Raw genomic sequence first — 22,819 nt, forward strand, 5'->3', positions numbered from 1 at the left:
TTGACCGGCGATCTCGTCGGGCTGCTCGATCATCTCGGGATCGACAAGGCAATCTTCGTCGGCCACGACTGGGGCGGATTCGTCGTCTGGCAGATGCCGCTGCGGCATCCTGCGCGCGTCGCCGGTGTGGTCGGCGTCAACACGCCGCATTGGGACCGCGCGCCGATCGATCCGATCGCGCTGTTCCGCCAGCGCTTCGGCGATCAGATGTACATCGTCCAGTTTCAGGATCCCGCGCGTGAGCCGGACAGGATATTCGGCAGCCGCGTCGAGCAGACGTTCGACGCGTTCATGCGCAAGCCGCTGGCGCGGCCGGCGGCGAAACCGGAGGAGCCGCCGATCGCGGGTGTCGGCGCCTCGTCAAAGACCAATCTGGCGTTCCCGCAGATGATCGCGGCCTACGATGCAAAGCACGATCCCCGGATTCCGATCCTGTCGGCCGACGAGAAGAAGGTGTTCGTCGATACGTTCACGAAAACCGGCTTCACCGGCGGCATCAACTGGTATCGCAACTTCACTCGCAATTGGGAGCGCGCGAAAGGCCTGGACCATCAGGTGCACGTGCCGTCATTGATGATCATGGCCGAGAACGATGCCGTGCTGCCGCCGTCGGCGGCCGACGGCATGGAGGCGCTGATATCTGATCTGGAGAAACATCTTGTCAAGGACAGCGGCCATTGGACGCAACAAGAGAAGCCGGAGGAGGTCAGCGCCAAGCTGATCGAATGGCGTAGAAGGCGGTTCGGCTAGCTGATCATTGCGAACTCGTCATTGCGAGGAGCGAAGCGACGAAGCAATCCAGTCTGCCTCCGCCGACATATTTCTGGATTGCTTCGCTTCGCTCGCAAGCCTGGATTGCTTCGCTTCGCTCGCAATGCGGAAAATTGGAGGAAGCCATCATGTCCCAATTGAAGCAGGGGGACTATATTTCGATGTCATCCAAGAATCGTCTGGACCCGATCCCGCAGCCGCCGACCAAGCCGGTGGTCGGCAACATGCTGTCACTGGATTCGGCCGCGCCGGTGCAGCATCTGACCCGGCTTGCCAAGGAGCTGGGGCCGATCTTCTGGCTCGACATGATGGGCTCGCCGATCGTGGTCGTCTCCGGCCACGATCTCGTCGACGAGCTCTCGGACGAGAAGCGTTTCGACAAGACGGTGCGCGGTGCATTACGGCGGGTGCGCGCAGTCGGCGGCGACGGCCTGTTCACGGCCGACACCAGGGAGCCAAACTGGAGCAAGGCGCACAACATCCTGCTCCAGCCCTTCGGCAACCGCGCCATGCAGTCCTATCACCCGAGCATGGTCGACATCGCCGAGCAGCTCGTCGGCAAATGGGAGCGGCTCAACGCTGACGACGAGATCGACGTCGTCCACGACATGACGGCGTTGACGCTGGATACGATCGGCCTGTGCGGCTTCGACTACCGCTTCAATTCGTTCTACCGGCGTGATTACCATCCTTTCGTCGAGTCGCTGGTGCGTTCGCTCGAAACCATCATGATGACGCGCGGCCTGCCGTTCGAGCAGCTCTGGATGCAGAAGCGGCGCAAGACGATGGCCGAAGACGTCGACTTCATGAACAAGATGGTCGACGAGATCATTGCGGAGCGCCGCAAGGGAGGCGATACGACCGACGACAAGAAGGATATGCTTGCGGCGATGATGACGGGCGTCGATCGCTCGACCGGCGAACAGCTCGACGACGTCAACATCCGCTATCAGATCAACACGTTCCTGATCGCAGGCCACGAGACCACCAGCGGTCTGTTGTCCTGCACGCTCTATGCGCTGCTCAAGCATCCCGAGATTCTCAAGAAGGCCTATGACGAGGTCGACCGCGTCTTCGGTCCCGACGTCAATGTACGGCCGACCTATCAGCAGGTGACGCAGCTCACCTACATCACGCAGATCCTGAAGGAGGCGCTGCGGCTATGGCCGCCAGCGCCGGCCTATGGCATCTCGCCGCTGAACGACGAGACCATCGGCGGCGGCAAGTACAAGCTCAGGAAGGGTACGTTCACCACCATCCTGGTGACCGCGCTGCATCGTGATCCCTCGGTCTGGGGTCCGAATCCGGACGCGTTCGATCCCGAGAATTTCAGCCGGGAGGCGGAAGCCAAACGGCCGATCAATGCCTGGAAGCCCTTCGGCAACGGCCAGCGCGCCTGCATCGGCCGCGGCTTCGCCATGCACGAGGCCGCGCTCGCGCTCGGCATGATCCTCCAGCGATTCAAGCTGATCGACCACCAGCGCTACCAGATGCATCTGAAGGAAACGCTGACGATGAAGCCGGAAGGCTTCAAGATCAAGGTCCGTCCGCGCGCCGATCGCGAGCGCGGTGCCTATGGCGGACCTGTGGCGGTGTCGTCGGCGGCGAAGGCCCCGCGTCAGCCCACCGTGCGTCCCGGCCACAACACGCCGATGCTGGTGCTCTACGGCTCCAATCTCGGCACCGCCGAGGAGCTGGCGACGCGGATGGCCGATCTTGCCGAGATCAACGGCTTTGCCGTGCATCTGGGGCCGCTCGACGATTACGTCGGCAAGCTGCCACGGGAGGGTGGCGTGCTGATCATCTGCGCTTCCTATAACGGCGCGCCGCCGGACAATGCGACGCAATTCGTCAAATGGCTCGGTGACGAGCTGCCGAAGGATGCGTTTGCCAATGTGCGTTACGCCGTGTTCGGCTGCGGCAACAGCGACTGGGCCGCGACCTACCAGTCGGTGCCGCGCTTCATCGATGAGCAGTTGTCGAAGCATGGCGCGCGCGCGGTCTATCCGCGCGGCGAAGGCGATGCGCGCAGCGATCTCGACGGCCAGTTCCAGAAATGGTTCCCGGCGGCCGCCCAGGTCGCGACCAAGGAATTCGGCATCGACTGGAATTTCACCCGTACCGCGGAGGATGATCCGCTCTACGCGATCGAGCCGGTCGCGGTGACCGCCGTCAACACCATCGTCGCCCAGGGCGGCGCGGTGGCAATGAAGGTGCTGGTCAATGACGAGCTTCAGAACAAGGCCGGTTCCAATCCGTCAGAGCGTTCGACGCGCCACATCGAGGTGCAGTTGCCGTCCAACATCAATTACCGCGTAGGCGATCATCTGAGCGTGGTCCCGCGCAACGATCCGACGCTGGTGGATTCGGTCGCCCGTCGCTTTGGCTTCCTGCCGGCCGACCAGATCAGGCTTCAGGTTGCCGAAGGCCGCCGCGCGCAATTGCCGGTCGGCGATGCCGTGTCGGTCGGCCGCCTGCTCAGCGAGTTCGTCGAGCTCCAGCAAGTGGCGACACGGAAGCAGATCCAGATCATGGCCGAGCACACGCGTTGTCCGGTCACGAAACCAAAACTGCTGGCCTTCGTCGGCGAGGAGCCCGAGCCGCTCGAGCGCTATCGCGGCGAGATTCTGGCCCGGCGGAAATCGGTGTTCGATCTGCTGCTCGAACATCCGGCCTGCGAACTGCCGTTCCACGTCTATCTGGAAATGCTCTCGCTGCTGGCGCCACGTTATTATTCGATCTCGTCTTCACCGTCGGTGGACCCGGTTCGTTGCAGCGTCACGGTCGGCGTGGTTGAAGGGCCGGCCGCCTCGGGCCGCGGCACCTACAAGGGTATCTGCTCGAACTATCTCGCCAATCGACGCGCAGGCGACGTGATCCATGCCACCGTGCGTGAGACCAAGGCCGGCTTCCAGCTCCCGGACGATCCATCCGTGCCGATCGTCATGATCGGCCCGGGCACGGGACTGGCGCCGTTCCGCGGCTTCCTCCAGGAGCGTGCTGCGCGCAAGGCCAAGGGCGCCGTGCTCGGTCCGGCGATGCTGTTTTTCGGTTGCCGGCATCCCGATCAGGATTTTCTCTACACGGACGAGCTGAAGGCGCTGGCGGCAAGCGGCATCACCGAGCTGTTCACGGCGTTCTCGCGAGCGGAAGGCCCGAAGACCTATGTGCAGCACGTCCTCGCCGCGCAGAAAGACAAGGTCTGGCCGCTGATCGAGCAGGGCGCGATCGTCTATGTCTGTGGCGACGGCAGCAAGATGGAGCCCGACGTGAAGGCGGCACTGGTCGCGATCCATCGCGAGAAGTGCGGCAGCGATGCCGCCACGGCTGCCCGCTGGATCGAGGAGATGGGCACGAAGAACCGGTATGTGCTGGACGTGTGGGCAGGTGGATAATCCGGCGGCCGATCGTGCTAAAGCTCTCGCATGATTCCCTGGGAAAAGATCGATACCGCCAAAATCCCCGGCTCCGATGAAGAGCTTCGCCTGATGCGGCGAGGCAAGGAGTTTTCCATCAAGCTCGGCACCAACGAGCTGATGAACAACCGCCTGTCAGGCTCGGAGGCCGCGCTCGCCACACTCGCGGCGAAGCAGATCGAGACGGTGGCAAAACCTGTCGTCCTCATCGGCGGCCTTGGCATGGGTTTTACGCTGCGTGCGGCGCTTACCGTGCTGGGAGGCAAGGCCAAGATCGTGGTTTGCGAGCTCGTGCCGGCGGTCGTCGCCTGGGCGCGAGGCCCGATGGCGCAGGTGTTCGGTGACAGTCTCGATGACGTCAGGGTGAGAATCCGGGAAACCGACGTCGGCGAAACCATCCGGGCACATCGGTCGGCCTTCGACGCCATTCTCCTGGATGTCGACAACGGGCCGGAAGGGCTGACCCGGAAGGGCAACGATGCGCTCTACAATGCGAGCGGGTTGAAGGCGGCGAAGACGGCGCTGCGGCCGGGAGGTGTGCTCGCGGTCTGGTCCTCGGGACCCAACCCGGCCTTCACCAAGCGGCTCGGGAGTGCCGGCTTCGCCGTCAACGAAGTCAACATTCGCGCCACCGGAAGAGGCGGTGGCGCGCGTCACGTGATCTGGTTGGCCAGGAAGAGTTAGGCCGTCTGCGCAGCAACCGGTTCAATCCGTCAGAACATCGTGTTGTTGTTCGCCGGATTTTCCGGGATCGATTGCACGACGTCCCAGTGTTCGACCACCTTGCCGTTCTCCAGCTTGAAGATGTCGACGATCGCCTTGCCCCTGCTGCCGGGCTCGCGAATCGCGTGAACGTGCAGGATGACGTAGTCGCCATCCACGAAGCTGCGCTTGATCTCGCTGTGCGAGTTCGGGAATTTCTCGCGCAGGAAGCCGATGAATTTTCGGAAACCGTCCGGACCATCGGCCGCGTTTGGATTGTGCTGGACGTAGCGGTCGCCGACATGGGCGAGGGCTGCATCGGCGTCCTTTTGGTTGAGCCCCTTCTCATAGAACGCAAGCACAGTCTTGCGATTGGCTTCTTCTTGCGCGCTACCCGCCATCGCGGCGCCGCTCGCGAGGGACAGCGTGACGACTGAAGCGGCGATGATTGCGGCTGACCGGACGATGAGATGCATGTGAACTCCGAGAGGCCGCAGCCTCTTTCTTGCGGATTGAGGTTCTTGGCGATTGAGGAAAGGCTGTATAGCTTTCGTGCCGGCTTGCGTTAAGAGAGTAACCGGCAGCTCACATGGTCACCGTGAGGAGACCTTCTGCGTCGGTTTACGCCGCGCGCGCCGCTGCGCCATGTGCGTGCTGGGCGATGGCGCCGATGATCTCCGGCCAAAACCGCATCGGCAGCGCGTGGCCCATGCCTTCGATCATCAGCAGCTTTGCGCCAGGAATTGACTCTGCCGTGTCCCTGCCGCCCTCGGGGCGGACCAGCGGATCGACGGTGCCATGGATGACCAGCGCCGGCGTCTTGACGCCGTACAGTCGCTCCTTGCGGCTGCCGGAGGCGAGCACCGCCCGGAGCTGCCGGCCGACGCCGGCCGGATTGAGCCCGCGCGCGAACACGCGCTCGGCACGGCCGGGATCGAGCGCCTCTTCCTCCGGAAAGGACCCGGCCCGCAACACGTTCCAGGTCTGGCCGTAGCGGACGATGAACTCCTCCTTGCTGCGTGGCGGCGCCGCCATCAGCATCGCGGCGGCCTCACGTGTCGGCGGCGGCACGCGCGGATTGCCGGTCGTCGACATGATCGAGGTGAGTGAGCGCACGCGCTCGGGAAACGACAACGTCACTTCCTGCGCAATCATGCCGCCCATGGACGCCCCGACCAGATGCGCCGACTTGATGCCGAGTGCGTCCATCAGCCCGACCGTGTCTTTCGCCATGTCGATCAGCTTGTAGGTTGCGGCCACGGGAATCCTGAGAAACCGAAGCTTCAACAACTCGAGCGGCGTCAGACGCTTGCCGCCGGTGAGATGGCTCGACTTTCCGATGTCGCGATTGTCGAACCGAACGACGCGAAAGCCCTGCGCGGCGAGCTGCTCGCAGAACGCATCGTCCCAGTGGATCATCTGGGCGCCTAACCCCATGATCAGCAGCAGCGGCTCGGCACTGTCGTTGCCGAAAGTCTCGTAACAGATGTCGATGCCGTTGGCGTGGACGGTTTGCGGCGGCTGATAGGCGTTCACGGGCGCGTTCCCTCGGCTTTTGATCAATGCTGTATCGCACGGTTTCGTCTCGCAATGAAGCCGCGTCCGCGGCACCGGACCCGCCGCTTGCCGGTTGACCGGCACCGCGCAACGGTGTGGTATGGCGAAAAAGGAAGGGCATCGAAGCTCTCGAGTTCAGGAGGACGCCGATGACCGACAACAGCAACGACCCCATTGCCATGTGGCAGAAGATGGTTGGCGAGATGGAGAAGGGGTTCAACTCCTTCGCCAATCAGGCCATGTCGTCGCCTGAGTTTTCGCAGGCCGTGAACCGGGCCGGCGGCGTTGCTGCAGGTGCTCAGAAGCAGCTCGGCGACCTCATGGAGAAATATCTGGTCCCCATGAATCTGCCGAGCCGGGACCAGGTCACCGGCCTTGCGGAACGGCTGCAGTCCATCGAAGGACAGATCGGTGAGATCAAGTCGATGCTGAGCCAGATGGCGGCAGGTTCCGGCATCTCTCAGGGCTCAGACACCGCAATGCGTCCGCCGCGCACCAAGCGCCCGCCATCTGAAGGCGGAGAGCAGACATGAATGCACCCGCCGGATTAGACTTCGCAGGGATCCCGGAGCGCATCCAGTCCGAGGTGCAGCGCGCCATCCAGCGCAGCATCAAGGGCGTCGAATATTTCTCGACGTCCGGTCCCACGCTCGGCTCGACCCCGAAGGACGTGCTGCATTCGCGCGGCACGATGAGCCTCTACCACTATCGTCCGATGTCCGACGAGATCTATCGAATTCCGATCTTGATCGTGATGGCGACCACCAACCGCGGTTACATTCTCGACCTCGTGCCCGGCCAGAGTTTCATCGAGTTCCTGTTGAAGCGCGGTTACGACGTCTACATGCTCGACTGGAGCGCGCCACGACCGGAGGAGAAGAGCCTCCGCATGGAGGACTATGTCCTCGACTTCATCCCGGACTGCATCCGACGCGTGCAGCAGGATTCCGGCGAACAGGACGTCTCCGTCATCGGCTATTGCTTCGGCGGCGTGCTGTCGCTGCTCTACGGCTCGATCCACAGGGACGGGCCGATGAAGAATTTGATCTGCTTCACCACGCCGATCGACTTTCGCGAGATGAAATTGTTTTCGAACTTCTCCGACCGTCGCTATTTCGATGTCGATCGCCTCGTCGACAGCGTCGGCAACGTGCCGCCCGAGATGATCCTGTCGTCGTTCGAGATGCTGCGCCCGGCCTCGCGCACCGTCAGCCAGATCCAGCTCTGGGAAAACATCTGGAATGACGAGTTCGTCAAATCCTACCGGATGTTCGACCGCTGGGCGACCGACACGCTGCCGCTGGCCGGCGAATATTTCCGCACCATCACCAAGGACCTGATGTGGGACAACAAGCTGTTCAACGATGCCATGTCGGTCGGCGGCCGTGCTGCGAAGCTCGAGGACATCAAGGTGCCGTTCCTGCATGCGGTGGCGGAGCATGACCACATCGTGCCGTATGAGGCTGCAAAGCACCTGATCGCCAAGATCGGATCGGAGGACAAGGAGGAGGTGATGCTGAAGGGCGGTCACGTCTCGCTCGTCGCCGGCGCCAATGCGGTGAAGCGGCTATGGCCGAAACTGGATTCCTGGCTGGGGAAGAGATCGACATGAGTGAGCAGCGTTCCTATCCGCGTCATGTGAAGACGGACGCGGGCGATATCGAGATCCGCCTGATGTCCCCGGCGGACGAAGCCGCGGTGCTCGCCTTCGGCAAGGGCCTGCCGACCCACGACCTGTTGTTCCTGCCGCGCAACATCAGTGAGCCGAAGGTGCTCTCCGCCTGGGTCAAGGAGATCGAGCGCGGCGCGATCACGAGCCTGCTCGCGGTTAGGGGCGGCACGGTCGTCGGCTGCGGCACGCTGGTGCGCGATCCGCACTCCTGGTCGCCCCATGTCGGCGAGATCCGGATGGTGGTTTCGCTCGATGTGCGCGGAAAGGGGGTGGGTCGGACGCTGTCGCAGGAGACCTTCGCACTCGCGCTCGGCGCCGGCCTCGAAAAGCTCTCGGTCCAGATGACGGTCGATCAGCAGGCCGCGATCACGCTGTTTGAGAGCCTCGGCTTCAAGGCCGAGGCACTGTTGCGCGATCATGTCCGCGACGTTGACGGCAAGACCCACGATATCGTTGTGCTCGGGCACAACATCGCGCAGGTCCAGGCCCAGATGGAGGCCTATGGGCTGCCCGGCGCCGTCCAGCATTGAGAACCGGTGGACGGGTGGTCGGGAACCCGGATGGTCAGGGAGGCGCCAGATTGCCTCCCATTAAGGCTATTCACGGTTTCGTGATATCGCACTGCAACATCGATATTGCATCGCACAATTAACTATGCCATATAAGCCGTGCCCCGGGCCAAAACCGGACGGGGTGAGCCCATAGCTCAACCAATGAGGATGGAGAGACCCCAATGACCACCGAAACCAACACCGCTTTCGAAGGCTTCAAGGACGCGTTCAAGAACATCCAGAACCTGGAAGTTCCCGAGGCCGCCCGCGAGTTCGTCAAGAAGTCCGCCAATACCGCCAAGGACCGTGCTGCCGAAGTGTTCGCTGGCTCCGAGCGCGTGACCGCCGCCGTCGAGAACGCGGTGACCGAGTCCGTCACCGAAGCCGGCAAGATCAGCCGCAACATCCAGCAGGCGATCTACGAGGACGCCGAGGCATTCTTCGCGGGCATCGACAAGCTCGCGTCCGCCAAGTCGTTCAGCGAAGCTGTCGAGATCCAGTCCGGCCTGCTCCGCGCCCGCGGCGAAGCGTTCGTCTCGCGCGCCAAGGCGACCACCGACTATTTCGGCAAGCTCGCCGCCAACGGTGCGAAGTCCGCTCAGGACAATTTTGCCAAGGTCTACAACAAGACCGCCTGATACGGCCCCTGAGTAAAAACTGAATTTAAGGCCCGCTTCGGCGGGCCTTTTGTTATTCCGCCGTAGGTGTCATTGCGAGCGAAGCGAAGCAATCCAATCTGCCTCCTTGCTCTGGATTGCTTCGCTTCGTTCGCAATGACGGATAGTGTGATGCTGTGATGACTCCATCAGGCACCTTCTCTTTCGACTCCCCCGGCGACGCAGAACGCGCGGCCGAATTACGCCGCGTGAAAGCGCTGGCGACGCTGGTGCTGGCCTCGACGCTTGTCCTGTTCGTCTTTGCGAAATGGCTGCTGCCTGTGCATCCCGTGTTCGGATTCATCGCGGCCTTCGCGGAAGCCGCGACCATCGGCGGGCTCGCCGACTGGTATGCGGTGGTCGCGCTGTTCAAGCGTCCACTCGGCCTGCCGATTCCGCACACCGCGATCATCCAGAGCAACCAGGCCCGTATCGCCGACAAGCTCGGCGAGTTCATTCAGGTGCATTTCCTCGAGGCTGCTCCGGTCGAGGCCAAGCTGAACGAGATCGATTTCGGCTCCTTCGTCGCCGACTGGCTGCGTGATCGCAAGCGTAGTGACGACCTTGCGCGCTTTGCGCTGCGCCTGCTGCCGGAGGCCGTCTCTGCGACGGAAACCTCGGGCCTGATGACCTTCATCATCCGCCGCATGTCCTCGCAGCTCCAGGCGATCGACCTGGCGCCGCTCGCGGCCGGCACGTTGCGCGGTTTCGTCGCGGAAGGGCGGCACCAGATCCTGTTCGACGATCTCCTGCGCGTGATGCACGAGACGCTGAACCAGACCGAGACGATGGCGATGATCCGTGAGAAGGTGCGGGCGGAATTGCCGACCCTGCTCAGGCTCTATCGCGCCGACAAGTTTCTGGTGAACAAGATCGTGGCCTCCGCCACCGCTTTCTTCAATGAGGTGCGTAGCGATCCCAAACATCCGTTCCGCGGCGAGTTCGATCGCATGGTGCTGAGCTTCGTCGACCGGCTCGGCACCGACCAGGCCTATATCGACCGCATCGACGGTTTGAAGCGCGATCTGCTCGCGCGTCCCGAGCTCGCCGATCTCGCCCGCACCGTGTGGGCCAACACGCGGTCCTTCATCGAGCGTAGTGCAAGCGGCGAGACGCAGGTCCTGCAGCATCATCTCGCCGGTATGTGTGTCGCGGCGGGCGAAGCGCTTGCCGGCGATGGCGAGCTGCGCGGCGAGATCAACAAGGGTCTGGTCGCGGTGCTGCGCAGTTTCGTCGCGGACCAGAAGAGCGGCGTTTCGACCTTCATCTCCGACCAGGTGAAATCGTGGGATATGGCGCAGCTGATTTCGCTGATCGAAATCAACATTGGCCGCGACCTGCAATACATCCGCTTTAACGGCTCGCTGATCGGTGGGCTGGCGGGCCTGGCGCTTTACTCCGTAGAATTCCTGCTTCGATTGTTGTGACTTTTGCGTCACGGACGCTGGCATTCACGCGCCGGCCTATTGTGGCCTCGGGTTTCACCCGCTTGAATGTAGGGAACCGGCGTTCTAGCTGATTCATGGTGCGCTGCGGAACGTTCGAAAAGCTGGCGTGTTGGAATTCATACCTGTTTGCCGGCCTTCTTTTCAGCATTTCTTCCGAGGGATCCATTGATGACCGCTACTGCCCAGACGCTGAGCCCGCCGTCTCGCACCCTGATGTTCCTGGAAGGGCGAGCGATCCACGAGTTTGGCGCATTCCTCGGCGCGCTGCCGCTGCTCAGCCTTGCGCCGCGGGGCGATGGGCATCCGGTGCTGGTTCTGCCGGGCCTCGTGGCCTCCGACGGGTCCACGCGTGCACTGCGCTCCTTTCTGTCCGGCAAGGGCTATGCGGTGAGCGGCTGGCGCCAAGGCCGCAATTACGGCCTGCGCGAGGGCGTGCAGCACGCGATGGTGGATCTGGTTCAGGAGCTCAGCGACAGGCATGGCCGCAAGATCAGCCTGGTCGGCTGGAGCCTCGGCGGTCTCTATGCGCGCCAGCTCGCCAAAATGATGCCCGACCGCGTGCGCCAAGTGATCACGCTCGGCAGCCCCTTTGCCGGCGATCCGCATTCGACCAATGCCTGGCGCGTCTATGAATGGGCGAGCGGGCGGAAATCCGACGAGGTCGATCCGCAGTTCGGCGGCGATCTCGCCGTTCCGCCGCCGGTGCCGACCACGGCGATCTTCAGCCGCACCGACGGCGTCTGCGCCTGGCAGGGCTGCATGGAGAAGACGGGCACGCAGACCGAGAGCATCGAGATCGAGAGCAGCCATTGCGGCATGGGCCATCATCCGGCTGCTGTCTTTGCAGTGGCTGATCGCCTTGCGCAGAAGGAGGGCAGCTGGCGGCCCTTCGACCGCAGCGGCTGGCGCAGCGTGGTCTATCCCGATCCGCATCGGTAGTTCTTTGCCTCTCCCCGTAAGAACGGGGAGAGGGAGAAACAAGACCGTCGCACCCGTCCATTGTCGCGCCCGCACCAAACGCGCTATGCCTCGCGCATGGCGCATCCGTTGTCCCGCATCATCGAGCAGCTCAAACGCGAACCGTCGCGCACCGGCTCCATCGTCATCACGGTGTTCGGCGATGCCATCGTGCCGCGCGGTGGCTCGGTATGGCTCGGCACGCTGCTGGAATTCTTCGAAAGTCTGGACATCGACAGCGGCGTGGTGCGTACCGCGATGTCGCGGCTTGCCGCCGATGGCTGGCTGACGCGCGAAAAGGTCGGCCGCAACAGTTTTTACCGCCTGGCCGACAAGGGCCGCCAGATCTTCGAGGCCGCGACACGCCATATCTACGATCCGCCGCCATCCGGCTGGACCGGGCGCTTCGAGCTGCTGCTGATCGGCAATGGCGAGGATCGCGACGCCTCGCGCGAGGCGCTCCGCAATGCCGGCTTCGGCAGTCCGCTGCCGGGCGTGTGGGTCGCGCCGTCGGGCGTGCCAGTGCCGGACGAAGCCGCGGGCGCCATCCGTCTGGAAGTCTCGGCCGAGGATGACAGCGGCCGACGGCTGCTCAGCGCGAGCTGGCCGTTGGATCGCACCGCAGACGCCTATCTCAAGTTCATGAAGACGTTCGAGCCGCTGCGCGCCGCGATCGCGCGCGGCACGGGCTTGTCCGAAGCCGACGCCTTCACGGCGCGCATCCTCCTGATCCACCATTACCGTCGCGTCGTGCTGCGCGATCCGCTGCTGCCCGAAAGCCTGCTTCCGGCGAACTGGCCGGGCAAGGCCGCCCGCGCGCTGTGCGGCGACATTTATCGCGCGCTGCTTGTCCCATCAGAACAATGGCTTGATGGCAATGGAACCAATGAAAAGGGCCCATTGCCGCCGGCGCGAAAACTCTTGGAACGGAGATTCGAGGCTTGATCTTTATGTTACAGAAATATCTTGCATGATATAATTCTTGTTATATATTTTCTCTCAATAAAATGGGAGGGTGCGCATGTATACCCAGGCGCTGAACATGACCGAGACCGATGATCGCGGTCTTGAGGACACGGCCAAGGCTGCGCAGTTCCAGGCCCGCATCGATGCCGAGGAGCGCATCGAGCCAAACGACTGGATGCCAGCGGCCTATCGCAAGACGCTGACGCGCCAGATCTCCCAGCACGCTCATTCCGAAATCGTCGGCATGCTGCCCGAAGGCAACTGGATCACGCGTGCGCCGTCCTTGCGCCGCAAGGCGGCGCTGCTCGCCAAGGTGCAGGACGAGTGCGGCCACGGGCTTTATCTCTATGCCGCGGCCGAGACGCTCGGCACTTCGCGCGAAGAGCTGGTCGACGCCATGCTCGCGGGCAAGGCTAAATATTCATCGATCTTCAACTATCCGACGCTCACCTGGGCCGACATCGGCACCATCGGCTGGCTGGTCGACGGCGCCGCGATCATGAACCAGATCCCGCTGTGTCGCTGCTCCTATGGTCCTTACGCGCGCGCGATGATCCGCGTCTGCAAGGAGGAGTCGTTCCACCAGCGTCAGGGCTATGAAATCATGCTGACGCTGTGCCGTGGCTCCGGCGAGCAGAAGGCGATGGCGCAGGATGCCTTGAACCGCTGGTGGTGGCCGGTGCTGATGATGTTCGGGCCGCCCGATGCCACCAGCCAGCACAGCGACATCTCGACGAAGTGGAAGATCAAGCGCTTCTCCAATGACGAGCTGCGACAGAAGTTCGTCGACGCCACCGTGCCGCAGGCGCAATATCTCGGCCTCACCATTCCCGATCCCGGCATGATTCAGGATGCGGACGGGCACTGGCGTTACAGCGAGATCGACTGGACAGAATTCAAGCAGGTGCTCGCCGGCAACGGCCCGTGCAATCGTGACCGAATGGCCGCGCGCCGCAAGGCGCACGACGAAGGCGCCTGGGTGCGCGAGGCGGCAGCTAGCTATGCCGCAAAGCGCGCGCAGCGTCGAACTGCACAAGCGGCAGAGTAGGGAGATCGCAATGGCCACGCCAAACACGCCGCTGTGGGAAGTCTTCATTCGCAGCCGCAACGGGCTCGCGCACAAGCATGTCGGCTCGCTGCATGCGAGCGACGCCACGATGGCCTTGCAGGCCGCCCGCGATATCTACACCCGTCGCGGCGAAGGTCTTTCGATCTGGGTCGTGCCGTCGACGGCGATCACCGCAAGCGATCCCGCCGACAAGGGCATGATGTTCGAGCCGGCGGAGTCGAAGATCTACCGGCACCCGACGTTTTACGAAGTGCCCGAGGAAGTGGGACACATGTGATGCCCGTCGCGAACATCGAGGTCTCAGAAACACCACTGGTGCTCTACGCGCTGCGCCGGGCCGACGACGCGCTGATCCTTGGGCACAGGCTGTCGGAATGGTGCGGACATGCGCCGATGCTGGAAGAGGACATGGCGCTCTCCAACATCGCGCTCGACCTCCTTGGCCAGGCCCGCGAACTCTACTCTTACGCCGCCAAGGTCGAGGGCAAGGACAACGACGAGGACAGCTTCGCGTACCTGCGCGACGTCAGGCAGTATCGCAATCTGCTGCTGGTCGAGCAGCCCAATGGCGATTTTGCCCAGACGCTGGTACGGCAGTTCTTCTATTCCGCCTTCGCTGATCTCTACTGGCGTGCGATGATGACTTCGCGCGATGCGGCGCTAGCGGCCATTGCCGCCAAGTCGGAGAAGGAGAGCGCCTATCACCTTCGCCATGCCTCGGAGTGGATCATCCGGCTCGGTGACGGCACGGCTGAAAGCCATGCCCGCGCGCAGGCCGCGATCAATCATCTCTGGGCTTTCACCGGTGAGATGTTTGCCGTCGATGAAGGCGAGCGCGCCCTGATCCATGCCGATATCGCCGTCGATCCCGGAAGCTTGCGGGGTCGCTGGATGACGACACTCTCGGGTGTCGTTAGTGAAGCCACGCTAGAGCTGCCGCAGACCGACTGGATGCAGCAAGGCGGTCGTTCCGGGCGGCACAGCGAGCATCTTGGCCATCTTCTGTCCGAGCTGCAGTCGATGCAGCGCACTTTCCCGGGGCAGACTTGGTGACGGTGCTGGAGCCCCATAGCGAACTGCGCCAACGGGCCTGGGATGCCGCGGCGAGCGTGGTCGATCCCGAAATTCCGGTCTTGACCATCGCCGATCTTGGCGTGCTCCGTGATGTCTTCCTCGACGGCGATCACGTCGAGGTCGCGATCACCCCGACCTATTCGGGCTGCCCGGCCATGAACATGATCGCGCTGGAAATCGAAGTCGCGCTGGAGCGCGCCGGTTTCTTTCGTCCAAAAGTCCGCACTGTACTCTCGCCGGCCTGGACCACCGACTGGATGAGCGAAGAGGGCCGCCGGAAGCTTCACGCCTACGGCATCGCGCCGCCGCAGGATTCGAATTCCCGCCGCGCGCTGTTCGGCGAGCAAGCTGTTACGTGCCCGCAATGCGGCTCGGCGAATACCGAGTTGCTGTCCGAATTCGGCTCCACCTCCTGCAAGGCGCTCTGGCGCTGCAGGGCCTGCCACGAACCCTTCGATTATTTCAAGTGTCATTGACCATGTCAGCAGCCGCACCACGCTTTCATCGCCTGGCCGTCAACGACCTCCGCCGCGAGGCGTCGGACGCCGTATCGCTGACATTCGCCATCCCGGCGGAGCTTGCGACCGACTACGCCTTCACACCCGGCCAATACCTCACGCTCCGCACCATGCTGGATGGCGAGGAAGTGCGCCGCTCTTATTCGATCTGCTCCGGCCCCGACGACGGCGAGATACGCATCGCCGTAAAGAAGATCGATGGTGGCGCGTTTTCGAGCTGGGCAGCGGACGATTTGAAGTGTGGCGACGCGCTGGACGTGATGACGCCCACGGGACGTTTCGGCGTGATCCCGCCGGCCGGCGCCGGCCGCATCCATGTCGGCTTTGCCGCAGGCTCCGGCATCACGCCGATCCTGTCGATCGTCAAGGGCACGCTTGCGCGCGAGCCGGACAGCCAGTTCTTCCTGTTCTACGGCAATCGCACGACCGACAACATCATGTTCCTCGAGGCGCTCGAAGAGCTCAAGGATCGCTTCATCGACCGGCTCTCGATCTTCCAGGTCATCTCCGGCGAGGAGCAGGACATCCCGATCCTGCATGGCCGGCTCGACGGCGACAAGGTGCGAGTGCTGCTGCGTTCGCTGGTGCCGGCGGAAAGCGTCGATCACGTCTTCATCTGCGGTCCGTCCGGCATGAGCGAGGACATCGAGGCGACCTGCCGAGGGCTCGGCATCGCGGACGAGCGTATCCATGTCGAGCGCTTCGTCTCCGAATTCGGCGGCAAGCCGCGACCGAAGAAGATCGTTGCGCCGGACGCGCCGCCGAAAGCGATCGCGTCGCTGATCATCGACGGCAAGCGCCGCGACGTGCCGGTGGCCGAGGACGAGGCGATCCTCGATGCCGCACTACGCGCCGGTGTCGATCTGCCCTTCGCCTGCAAGGGCGGCATGTGCTCGACCTGCCGTGCAAAACTGGTGGAGGGTGAGGCGCCGATGGATATCAACTACTCGCTGGAACCCTGGGAGCTGAAGGCCGGCTTTGTCCTGACCTGTCAGGCGAAGCCATCATCGGAGCGGGTCGTGGTCGATTACGACCACGTTTGACAGTTTTAGTCAGGCAGCAGAACATCGTGTCCAAACACTCGGAGGGGAGAAGCGCGTGAACGTCAAAGCCGCCTTGTCGCCCGAGGATGTAGCCCGCGCCTGCGCCGATGCGATGTGGGCGCAGGACGATGCCTCCAAAGGACTCGGCATGGAGATCGTCGAGATCGGGCCGGGCTATGCGACGCTCGCGATGACTGTACGGCCGGACATGGTCAACGGCCAGCGCATCGCCCATGGCGGTTTCATTTTCACGCTGGCCGATTCTGCCTTCGCTTTCGCGTGTAACTCGCACAACGACCGCGTCGTGGCGGCGCAGGGCCAGATCACCTTCATCAAGCCGGGCAGGCTCGGCGATCGGCTGGTCGCAAGAGCGCGCGAGGTCACGCGCGGCGGCCGCTCGGGCATCTATGACGTGCGCGTCACCGCCGGCGATACAGTCATCGCCGAATTTCGCGGGCATTCGCGGGTCATTCCCGGCAATTGGCTGCCGGCGCAGGATCAATAAAGAAAAGTAATGATGCGGGGAAACGAGGATGGCTCTGACGAGGCTCAAGGAAGGTGGTAACACCTATCGCGCCGAAATGGATGCGCATGAGCGCGCATCGCGCGACGAGATCAAAGCGCTCCAGACGGAGCGGCTGGCCTGGTCGTTGAAGCACGCCTATGACAACGTCTCGCATTATCGCAAGGCCTTCGACGCGGCCGGCGTGCATCCGTCCGACTTTCGAGAGCTCTCGGATCTTGCGAAATTTCCGTTCACGGTGAAGACGGACCTGCGCGACAATTATCCCTTCAACATGTTTGCCGTGCCCCGTGAAAAGCTGGTGCGCGTGCATGCGTCCTCCGGCACGACGGGCAAGCCGATCGTGGTGGGCTATACGCAACGCGACATCGACACCTGGTCGGACGTGATGGCGCGCTCGATCCGTGCCGCCGGCGGTCGAACTGGCATGATCATCCACAATGCCTATGGCTACGGTCTCTTCACCGGCGGGTTAGGGGTGCACTATGGCGCCGAAAAACTCGGCTGCACCGTGGTGCCGATCTCCGGGGGCATGACCGAGCGGCAGGTGCAGCTCATCAACGACTTCCGGCCCGACATCATCACGGTGACGCCGAGCTACATGCTGGCGATCCTCGACGAGTTCAAGCGCCAGAAGCTCGATCCACGCCAGTGCTCGCTCAAGGTCGGCATCTTCGGTGCCGAGCCCTGGACCAATGCCATGCGCGGCGAGATCGAAGACGCCTTCGACATGGACGCGACCGACATCTACGGTCTTTCCGAGGTGATCGGGCCCGGCGTTGCGCAGGAATGTATCGAGACCAAGGACGGTCTGCACATCTGGGAGGATCATTTCTATCCCGAAGTCATCGACCCCGAGACGGGTGCGGTGCTGCCCGACGGGGAGAAGGGCGAACTGGTCTTTACCTCGCTCACCAAGGAAGCCTTTCCGGTAATCCGCTATCGTACCCGCGACCTGACGCGGCTGTTGCCGGGCACGGCGCGGCCGGGCATGCGGCGGATGGAGAAGGTCACGGGCCGTTCCGATGACATGATCATCCTGCGCGGCGTCAATCTGTTCCCGACCCAGATCGAGGAGGTTCTGCTCGCCACCGACTGGTGCGGAGGGCATTTCATTCTGGAACTGACCCGCGAAGGCCGCATGGACGAGTTGACCATCATTGCCGAGGCGCGGCCGGAGAGCTGGGACGGCCGGGGCCTCCTCGACCATGCGAGCCGGATCTCGACGCACATCAAGAACACCATCGGCATCAGCTCCAGGGTGAGCGTGGTTGCGCCGGCCACGCTGGAACGCTCGCTCGGCAAGGCCAAGCGCCTCTACGACAAGCGGCCCAAGGATTGACTTGACGGATTGACTCGACCGTCCCCAAGGGCGACAAGGCCCGCGAGAAATCGCGGGTCTTTCCATGTCAACAGCCGATCCCAAAGCCGTCGACGCGCGCTGTGTGCGCCTCAACGCGAAGGCCGAGAACGCGGCTGCGGTTGCGCCGGTGGTTGAGCGTCGGACGTTCGCTCGCGGCCCTAGCGATCTCCTGATCGAGGTGAGGGCCGCCGCCGTCAATCCGTCCGACGTCAAGGCCGCGACCGGGCTGATGCCCTATGCCATCTTCCCGCGCACGCCGGGTCGCGATTACGCCGGCCTGGTGATCGATGGGCCGGCCGGCTCGATCGGCCACGAGGTGTTCGGCTCCTCCGGCGATCTCGGCATCCGTCGCGACGGCACCCACGCCAGCCATCTCGTCGTTGAAGCTGACGCGGTTGTCGACAAGCCGAAAACCGTATCCTGGGAGGAGGCCGCCGGCATCGGCGTGCCCTTCGTCACCGCCATGGAGGGCTTTCGCCGCGCCGGCATTCCAAAGCCGGGGGAAGCGGTGCTGGTATTCGGCGTCAACGGCAAGGTCGGTCAGGCGGCGGTGCAGATCGCGACCTGGCAGGGCGCGCGTGTCATCGGCGTGGTGCGCAAAGCGGAAGCTTATGAGGGCAATACCAACGCGGCCATCGAGGTGATCGACGCTTCCGCGACCGACGTCGCCACACGCGTGCGCGAGTTGACCGGAGGTAAAGGCGCCGACATCGTCTTCAACACGGTCGGCGATCCCTATTTCCAGGCGGCGCACAAGTCGCTCGCGCTTCGCGGCCGCCAGATCCTGATCGCCGCGATCGACCGCATCGTGCAGTTCAACATCCTCGAATTCTACCGCGGGCAACACACCTATGTCGGCATCGACACGCTCGGCCTCTCGTCGATCGCGACAGGCGCTGTGCTGCGTGACCTCAGCCCGGGCTTCGCGAGCGGGCACCTGAAACCATTCCCGATCAAGGCGAACGCCGTCTATTCGCTCGAACGCGCGAAGGAGGCCTACGTCGCCGTTGCCGGCTCGTCGCGGGACCGCGTGATCCTGAAGCCTTGATCATGGAGTCGTCCACCCAACTCGTCATCCTCGCCGGCCTCGGCATCGGCCTGGTTTACGGCGCCGTCGGCCTGCTCAGCGGCTTCTGCCTGATGAGCAGCATGCGCGGCTGGCTGGCGAAGGGGGATGGGCGGTTGGTACGCACCTACGCGTTGGCGATCGCGGTTGCGACCGCCGCGAGCCAATTCCTCGCCGGCAACGGCATGGTCGATCTCGGCAAGTCGATCTACCTGCAACAGTCCTTTTCGGTGCCAGTGCTGTTTCTCGGCGGACTTCTGTTTGGATACGGAATGGTGCTGTCGAACGGCTGCGGCTCGCGCGCGCTGGTGCTGCTCGGTCGCGGCAATCTCCGCTCCTTCGTCGTGGTGGTCGTGCTCGCCATCGCCGCGCAGATGACGCTCAAGGGCCTGATCGCGCCGGCGCGCATCGCGCTGGTCCAGGCCTCGCAAACCACGGTCAACATAAATTCGTTGCCGTCGCTGTTGGCCATGTTCGGTCCGGCTGAAGCGGTTTCGCGCGCGATGGCTGCTGCTGTCGTCGTTGTTGCGCTGATCCTGTTCGCTTTCGCGCACCCGGCGTTCCGGCGTTCCCCCGGCCAGATTGCGGCCGGTGTCATCGTCGGTCTCCTCGTCGCCGGCGGCTGGTTCGTCACCGGCTATCTCGGCGCGGATGACTTCAACCCGGTGCCGGTGACCTCGCTCACCTTCGTCGCGCCGATTGCGGACAGTCTGCAATATGCCATGCTCTCGACCGGTCTGACGCCGAATTTCGGCATTGCAACAGTTGCCGGCGTCTTCGCTGGCAGTCTGGCCACCGCGCTAGCTACGGGCCGTTTCCATCTCGAAGGCTATTCCTCGCCACGCCATATGCTGCGTTCGGCCAGCGGCGCTGCGCTGATGGGTATCGGCGGCGTGATGGCGTTCGGCTGCTCGATCGGGCAAGGGCTCACCGGGGTGTCGACGCTCGCGCTGGGCTCCTTCGTCGCCATCGCCGGCATCCTGCTCGGCACGACGGCGGGCTTGCGCGGGATGCTGCGCGTTCAGCCGTTCGCGGTAGCCTGACGGCGCAGCATACGATCGCCGAGCGTGGCAAAGCCAATGCCACCGATGATCAGTCCGGCCGCAACGGCAAGACTAATATCAATCGGCTCGCCCAGCAGGATCGCAGCGCAGGCGATCCCGACGAGCGGCGTGCCGGTGGTTCCGAGCGCCGTCGTCAGAGCCGAGATGCTCTTGTTGACCATCGACATGGCCCAATAAGCCAGCGCCGTCCCGATCAGACCGGAGTACAGGAACAGCAGGACGAGTTTCCATGACCATTCCGCGTGCGGCAGCCCCTCCACGATCATCGCAGCCGCTGACAGCACGATCGTGGCAACGAGCACCTGCCAGATTAGAAGCTGAAGTGGGGATGCGATCCAGCGATGGGCCCGAATATAGATGATGTTCGCAGCCCATGAGATCGCGGCCAGGATCACCATGCCGGCGCCAAGCACGACGTTGGCATTCGTCCAGTCGATCGAGGTGGGATTCAGGATCACGGCAAGACCAATCAGCCCGAGCAGGGCGCCGGCCAGTTTTGGCACAGTCAGCGTATCCTTCCCCAGCAGGGGCGCTGCGATCGCGACCCAGAGCGGCGTGGTGTAGCCGAGCACAATGGCCTTGCTCGCGGGCAGGAAGCGCACACCGGCCGCCACCAGGACAGAGAATATCGTCATGTGCAGCAGCGCGACACTCAGGACCACCGGAATGTCGCGCCGCTTCGGGATCACCAGATTGTTGCTGAGCCCCAGGATCACGAACAATGCTGCCAAAGCGATCCAGCTGCGGATCGCCGAGGTCCAGAGCGGCGGAAGGAATTGCACGAGCTGCTTCGTCACCGACCAGTTTACGCCCCAGGCCAGCACGACGATGAGGAATAGGCCGACGGCCGCGCGGGGCGAGAGGGAGTTCATCGGAAAATCCTTGAAGCAGTTCTAGCAGGCGGATAGCATTCCGCCTGGCACCTAAAAAAGTGCCAGATCAGAAAGGATCAAGGTGCCAGTTCCGGAAAGCATGATCTCCGCCCTGATCGAGCTGAACCGGGCCGACGACGAGGGACTGGTGGCTCAACTGACGAGCCAGCTCCGAAGCTTGATCGCGACCGGCCGTCTCGTCAAAGGCCGCACGCTGCCGTCGAGCCGCCGGCTCGCGAGCGATCTCGGCGTCTCGCGCAACACCGTCAGCTATGCGTTCGAGCAGCTCGCCGCCGAGGGATATCTCGAGGCTTCGCACGGCCGCCGTCCGATGGTCACGGTCGAGGGCGGCGAGCGCATTGCCGAGGCGGGCGCCGTCGCATCTCGCATGCGCCTTGGCAAGCCGCGGCTTTCGCCTTGGGCTTCGAGCCTCACGCAGACCGACTGGCCGATGTCTTATCAGGCGCGACTGAGACCCTTGCGTCCCGGGCATGGCGATTTCAGGGAGTTTCCGAACGAGGTCTGGGCGCGCTGCCTGCGCCGCAGCGCCGTGCGCGCGGCCAAGCGCGAGCTCGGACCGGTCAACCGGGCGCGCCTGCGCGAGGCGCTGGCGCATTATCTCGCGACCAGCAGGGGTGTGCGCGCGACGGCGGATCAGATCCTGATTCTGCCGAGCGCGCAGGCCGCGCTGACCTTGATTGCGGCCGCCGTCATCACGCCCGGCGACGACGTCTGGGTCGAGGATCCCGGCTATCCCGGCGCCGCGGCCGCGTTCCGTGCGTCCGGTGCGCGCGTGATCGGGATGACGTTGGACGAGCAGGGCATGCAGCGGATTCCGGGGATAGCGACCCCGACATTGATCTTCATGACGCCGTCGCACCAGCACCCGACCGGCCGCCTGATGTCGCTCTCGCGCCGCACGGAGTTTCTTGGCCTGAGCAGGCCCGGCAAGACCTGGATCGTAGAGGACGATTACGACGGTGAATTCCACTATGACAGCCGGCCGGTGCCGGCCTTGCAGGGACTCGATGCCCATGGCCGCGTGTTCTATGTCGGTACGTTCTCCAAGGCCATGACCTCGGACATCCGGCTCGGCTATCTCGTCGTTCCGCCGGCCCTGGTCAACACCTTGGAGATCGCACAGCGGCACATCGGGCTGATCGCCCCGAGCCACGTCCAGGAAGCGCTGGCCGAGTTCATTGCCGACGGACATTTCCTGGCGCATCTGCGCCGGGTGCGCCGGATCTATCACACTCGTCGCGATCACCTCGTCGAGGGACTTGAGCGTCATCTCGGCGAGGTACTCTCTGCCGAAGTGCCCCCCGGTGGCATTCAGCTCGTCGCGCGCCTCAAGCGCGGTCGCGCGGATCAGAAGGCGGTAAAGCGGCTGGTCGAAGCGGGCGTTGAAACGCGTGCCCTGTCCGGCTTGGCACTGGGCAGGCCGCGCGATCACGGTCTATTGCTCGGCTTCGCGGCCTGGCGCGAGAGCGAGATCACCGCGGCGTTGCGGACGATGGCGTCCTGCTTCTAG

23 protein-coding genes are annotated in these 22,819 nt (G+C 63.6%); 20 read left to right on the top strand and 3 right to left on the bottom strand.

Features of this window, described 5'->3' with window-relative positions; genetic code table 11:
- The 3 genes from IVB47_RS31065 to IVB47_RS31075 form a co-directional block, all read left to right on the top strand.
- Positions 1-750, top strand: a 750-nt coding sequence (locus tag IVB47_RS31065; RefSeq protein ID WP_247467181.1) for an alpha/beta hydrolase, incomplete at its 5' end; no start/stop codon positions are given.
- Between the two features lie 182 nt (positions 751-932).
- Complete coding sequence (locus tag IVB47_RS31070) at positions 933-4,166, top strand: cytochrome P450 (protein WP_247468147.1); 3,234 nt, start codon at positions 933-935, stop codon at positions 4,164-4,166.
- A gap of 30 nt (positions 4,167-4,196) precedes the next feature.
- Positions 4,197-4,871: a spermidine synthase gene (locus tag IVB47_RS31075; protein WP_247467184.1), complete on the top strand. Its 675-nt coding sequence runs from the start codon at positions 4,197-4,199 to the stop codon at positions 4,869-4,871.
- A gap of 29 nt (positions 4,872-4,900) precedes the next feature.
- Here IVB47_RS31075 and IVB47_RS31080 read toward each other — a convergent pair whose 3' ends face one another.
- Both IVB47_RS31080 and IVB47_RS31085 read right to left on the bottom strand, forming a co-directional pair.
- Entirely contained in the window at positions 4,901-5,365 is a 465-nt protein-coding gene (locus tag IVB47_RS31080; protein ID WP_247467187.1) for a nuclear transport factor 2 family protein, read from the bottom strand.
- A gap of 145 nt (positions 5,366-5,510) precedes the next feature.
- Positions 5,511-6,425, bottom strand: coding sequence for an alpha/beta hydrolase (locus tag IVB47_RS31085; RefSeq protein WP_247467190.1), 915 nt, complete (start codon positions 6,423-6,425; stop codon positions 5,511-5,513).
- A 170-nt stretch (positions 6,426-6,595) separates the two neighbouring features.
- Between IVB47_RS31085 and IVB47_RS31090 the strand changes: the two genes are divergently transcribed.
- The 16 genes from IVB47_RS31090 to IVB47_RS31165 all read left to right on the top strand — a co-directional run bounded on the left by IVB47_RS31090 (position 6,596) and on the right by IVB47_RS31165 (position 20,395).
- A complete protein-coding gene (locus IVB47_RS31090; protein ID WP_247467192.1) occupies positions 6,596-6,979 on the top strand; it encodes a hypothetical protein in 384 nt (127 codons plus the stop codon).
- Positions 6,976-8,058 carry an alpha/beta fold hydrolase gene (locus IVB47_RS31095; RefSeq protein ID WP_247467195.1) on the top strand — a complete coding sequence of 361 codons (1,083 nt, stop codon included), beginning with the start codon at positions 6,976-6,978 and terminating at the stop codon, positions 8,056-8,058. The genes IVB47_RS31090 and IVB47_RS31095 overlap by 4 nt, the downstream gene beginning before the upstream one ends.
- Positions 8,055-8,648, top strand: coding sequence for a GNAT family N-acetyltransferase (locus IVB47_RS31100; RefSeq protein ID WP_007593821.1), 594 nt, complete (start codon positions 8,055-8,057; stop codon positions 8,646-8,648). Before IVB47_RS31095 ends, IVB47_RS31100 begins: the two co-directional genes overlap by 4 nt.
- A 203-nt stretch (positions 8,649-8,851) precedes the next feature.
- Positions 8,852-9,307: a phasin gene (locus IVB47_RS31105; RefSeq protein WP_027568907.1), complete on the top strand. Its 456-nt coding sequence runs from the start codon at positions 8,852-8,854 to the stop codon at positions 9,305-9,307.
- Between the two features lie 158 nt (positions 9,308-9,465).
- On the top strand, positions 9,466-10,752 hold the full coding sequence (locus IVB47_RS31110) for a DUF445 domain-containing protein (protein WP_247425904.1): 1,287 nt from the start codon (positions 9,466-9,468) through the stop codon (positions 10,750-10,752).
- 189 nt (positions 10,753-10,941) lie between these two features.
- Complete coding sequence (locus IVB47_RS31115; RefSeq protein WP_247425905.1) at positions 10,942-11,712, top strand: alpha/beta hydrolase; 771 nt, start codon at positions 10,942-10,944, stop codon at positions 11,710-11,712.
- A 96-nt stretch (positions 11,713-11,808) separates the two neighbouring features.
- On the top strand, positions 11,809-12,675 hold the full coding sequence (gene paaX / locus IVB47_RS31120) for a phenylacetic acid degradation operon negative regulatory protein PaaX (RefSeq protein ID WP_247288567.1): 867 nt from the start codon (positions 11,809-11,811) through the stop codon (positions 12,673-12,675).
- A gap of 76 nt (positions 12,676-12,751) precedes the next feature.
- Positions 12,752-13,744 carry a 1,2-phenylacetyl-CoA epoxidase subunit PaaA gene (gene paaA, locus IVB47_RS31125; protein ID WP_247467198.1) on the top strand — a complete coding sequence of 331 codons (993 nt, stop codon included), beginning with the start codon at positions 12,752-12,754 and terminating at the stop codon, positions 13,742-13,744.
- 10 nt (positions 13,745-13,754) lie between these two features.
- Entirely contained in the window at positions 13,755-14,042 is a 288-nt protein-coding gene (gene paaB, locus IVB47_RS31130; protein WP_106942621.1) for a 1,2-phenylacetyl-CoA epoxidase subunit PaaB, read from the top strand.
- Complete coding sequence (paaC, locus tag IVB47_RS31135; protein ID WP_027568913.1) at positions 14,042-14,818, top strand: 1,2-phenylacetyl-CoA epoxidase subunit PaaC; 777 nt, start codon at positions 14,042-14,044, stop codon at positions 14,816-14,818. Before paaB ends, paaC begins: the two co-directional genes overlap by 1 nt.
- A complete protein-coding gene (gene paaD, locus IVB47_RS31140; protein WP_247467201.1) occupies positions 14,812-15,315 on the top strand; it encodes a 1,2-phenylacetyl-CoA epoxidase subunit PaaD in 504 nt (167 codons plus the stop codon). Before paaC ends, paaD begins: the two co-directional genes overlap by 7 nt.
- 2 nt (positions 15,316-15,317) lie before the next feature.
- Complete coding sequence (gene paaE, locus IVB47_RS31145) at positions 15,318-16,400, top strand: 1,2-phenylacetyl-CoA epoxidase subunit PaaE (RefSeq protein WP_247467204.1); 1,083 nt, start codon at positions 15,318-15,320, stop codon at positions 16,398-16,400.
- A gap of 55 nt (positions 16,401-16,455) precedes the next feature.
- Positions 16,456-16,905, top strand: a complete 450-nt coding sequence (gene paaI, locus IVB47_RS31150; RefSeq protein ID WP_247359987.1) for a hydroxyphenylacetyl-CoA thioesterase PaaI — start codon at positions 16,456-16,458, stop codon at positions 16,903-16,905.
- Positions 16,906-16,933: 28 nt separating this feature from the next.
- A complete protein-coding gene (gene paaK / locus IVB47_RS31155; RefSeq protein WP_247467207.1) occupies positions 16,934-18,265 on the top strand; it encodes a phenylacetate--CoA ligase PaaK in 1,332 nt (443 codons plus the stop codon).
- 64 nt (positions 18,266-18,329) lie between these two features.
- Positions 18,330-19,334 (top strand): zinc-binding alcohol dehydrogenase family protein, encoded by a 1,005-nt coding sequence (locus tag IVB47_RS31160; RefSeq protein WP_247467210.1) that lies wholly within the window; start codon positions 18,330-18,332, stop codon positions 19,332-19,334.
- Positions 19,335-19,336: 2 nt separating this feature from the next.
- Complete coding sequence (locus IVB47_RS31165; RefSeq protein ID WP_247467213.1) at positions 19,337-20,395, top strand: YeeE/YedE family protein; 1,059 nt, start codon at positions 19,337-19,339, stop codon at positions 20,393-20,395.
- Here IVB47_RS31165 and IVB47_RS31170 read toward each other — a convergent pair.
- Complete coding sequence (locus IVB47_RS31170; protein ID WP_247467216.1) at positions 20,374-21,288, bottom strand: DMT family transporter; 915 nt, start codon at positions 21,286-21,288, stop codon at positions 20,374-20,376. The genes IVB47_RS31165 and IVB47_RS31170 overlap by 22 nt on opposite strands.
- Before the next feature lie 100 nt (positions 21,289-21,388).
- Here IVB47_RS31170 and IVB47_RS31175 point away from each other — a divergent pair, with 100 nt between their 5' ends.
- Complete coding sequence (locus IVB47_RS31175; RefSeq protein ID WP_247468151.1) at positions 21,389-22,819, top strand: PLP-dependent aminotransferase family protein; 1,431 nt, start codon at positions 21,389-21,391, stop codon at positions 22,817-22,819.

The organism is Bradyrhizobium sp. 62, assembly GCF_023073035.1.
Taxonomy (GTDB): Bacteria; Pseudomonadota; Alphaproteobacteria; order Rhizobiales; family Xanthobacteraceae; genus Bradyrhizobium.

Coding starts and splice junctions, on each gene's coding strand:
- IVB47_RS31070 (WP_247468147.1), top strand. CDS start 933: ATGTCATCCAAGAATCGTCTGGACCCGATCCCGCAGCCGCCGACCAAG.
- IVB47_RS31075 (WP_247467184.1), top strand. CDS start 4,197: ATGATTCCCTGGGAAAAGATCGATACCGCCAAAATCCCCGGCTCCGAT.
- IVB47_RS31080 (WP_247467187.1), bottom strand. CDS start 5,365: ATGCATCTCATCGTCCGGTCAGCCGCAATCATCGCCGCTTCAGTCGTC.
- IVB47_RS31090 (WP_247467192.1), top strand. CDS start 6,596: ATGACCGACAACAGCAACGACCCCATTGCCATGTGGCAGAAGATGGTT.
- IVB47_RS31095 (WP_247467195.1), top strand. CDS start 6,976: ATGAATGCACCCGCCGGATTAGACTTCGCAGGGATCCCGGAGCGCATC.
- IVB47_RS31100 (WP_007593821.1), top strand. CDS start 8,055: ATGAGTGAGCAGCGTTCCTATCCGCGTCATGTGAAGACGGACGCGGGC.
- IVB47_RS31105 (WP_027568907.1), top strand. CDS start 8,852: ATGACCACCGAAACCAACACCGCTTTCGAAGGCTTCAAGGACGCGTTC.
- IVB47_RS31110 (WP_247425904.1), top strand. CDS start 9,466: ATGACTCCATCAGGCACCTTCTCTTTCGACTCCCCCGGCGACGCAGAA.
- IVB47_RS31115 (WP_247425905.1), top strand. CDS start 10,942: ATGACCGCTACTGCCCAGACGCTGAGCCCGCCGTCTCGCACCCTGATG.
- paaX (WP_247288567.1), top strand. CDS start 11,809: ATGGCGCATCCGTTGTCCCGCATCATCGAGCAGCTCAAACGCGAACCG.
- paaA (WP_247467198.1), top strand. CDS start 12,752: ATGTATACCCAGGCGCTGAACATGACCGAGACCGATGATCGCGGTCTT.
- paaB (WP_106942621.1), top strand. CDS start 13,755: ATGGCCACGCCAAACACGCCGCTGTGGGAAGTCTTCATTCGCAGCCGC.
- paaC (WP_027568913.1), top strand. CDS start 14,042: ATGCCCGTCGCGAACATCGAGGTCTCAGAAACACCACTGGTGCTCTAC.
- paaE (WP_247467204.1), top strand. CDS start 15,318: ATGTCAGCAGCCGCACCACGCTTTCATCGCCTGGCCGTCAACGACCTC.
- paaK (WP_247467207.1), top strand. CDS start 16,934: ATGGCTCTGACGAGGCTCAAGGAAGGTGGTAACACCTATCGCGCCGAA.
- IVB47_RS31160 (WP_247467210.1), top strand. CDS start 18,330: ATGTCAACAGCCGATCCCAAAGCCGTCGACGCGCGCTGTGTGCGCCTC.
- IVB47_RS31165 (WP_247467213.1), top strand. CDS start 19,337: ATGGAGTCGTCCACCCAACTCGTCATCCTCGCCGGCCTCGGCATCGGC.
- IVB47_RS31170 (WP_247467216.1), bottom strand. CDS start 21,288: ATGAACTCCCTCTCGCCCCGCGCGGCCGTCGGCCTATTCCTCATCGTC.
- IVB47_RS31175 (WP_247468151.1), top strand. CDS start 21,389: ATGATCTCCGCCCTGATCGAGCTGAACCGGGCCGACGACGAGGGACTG.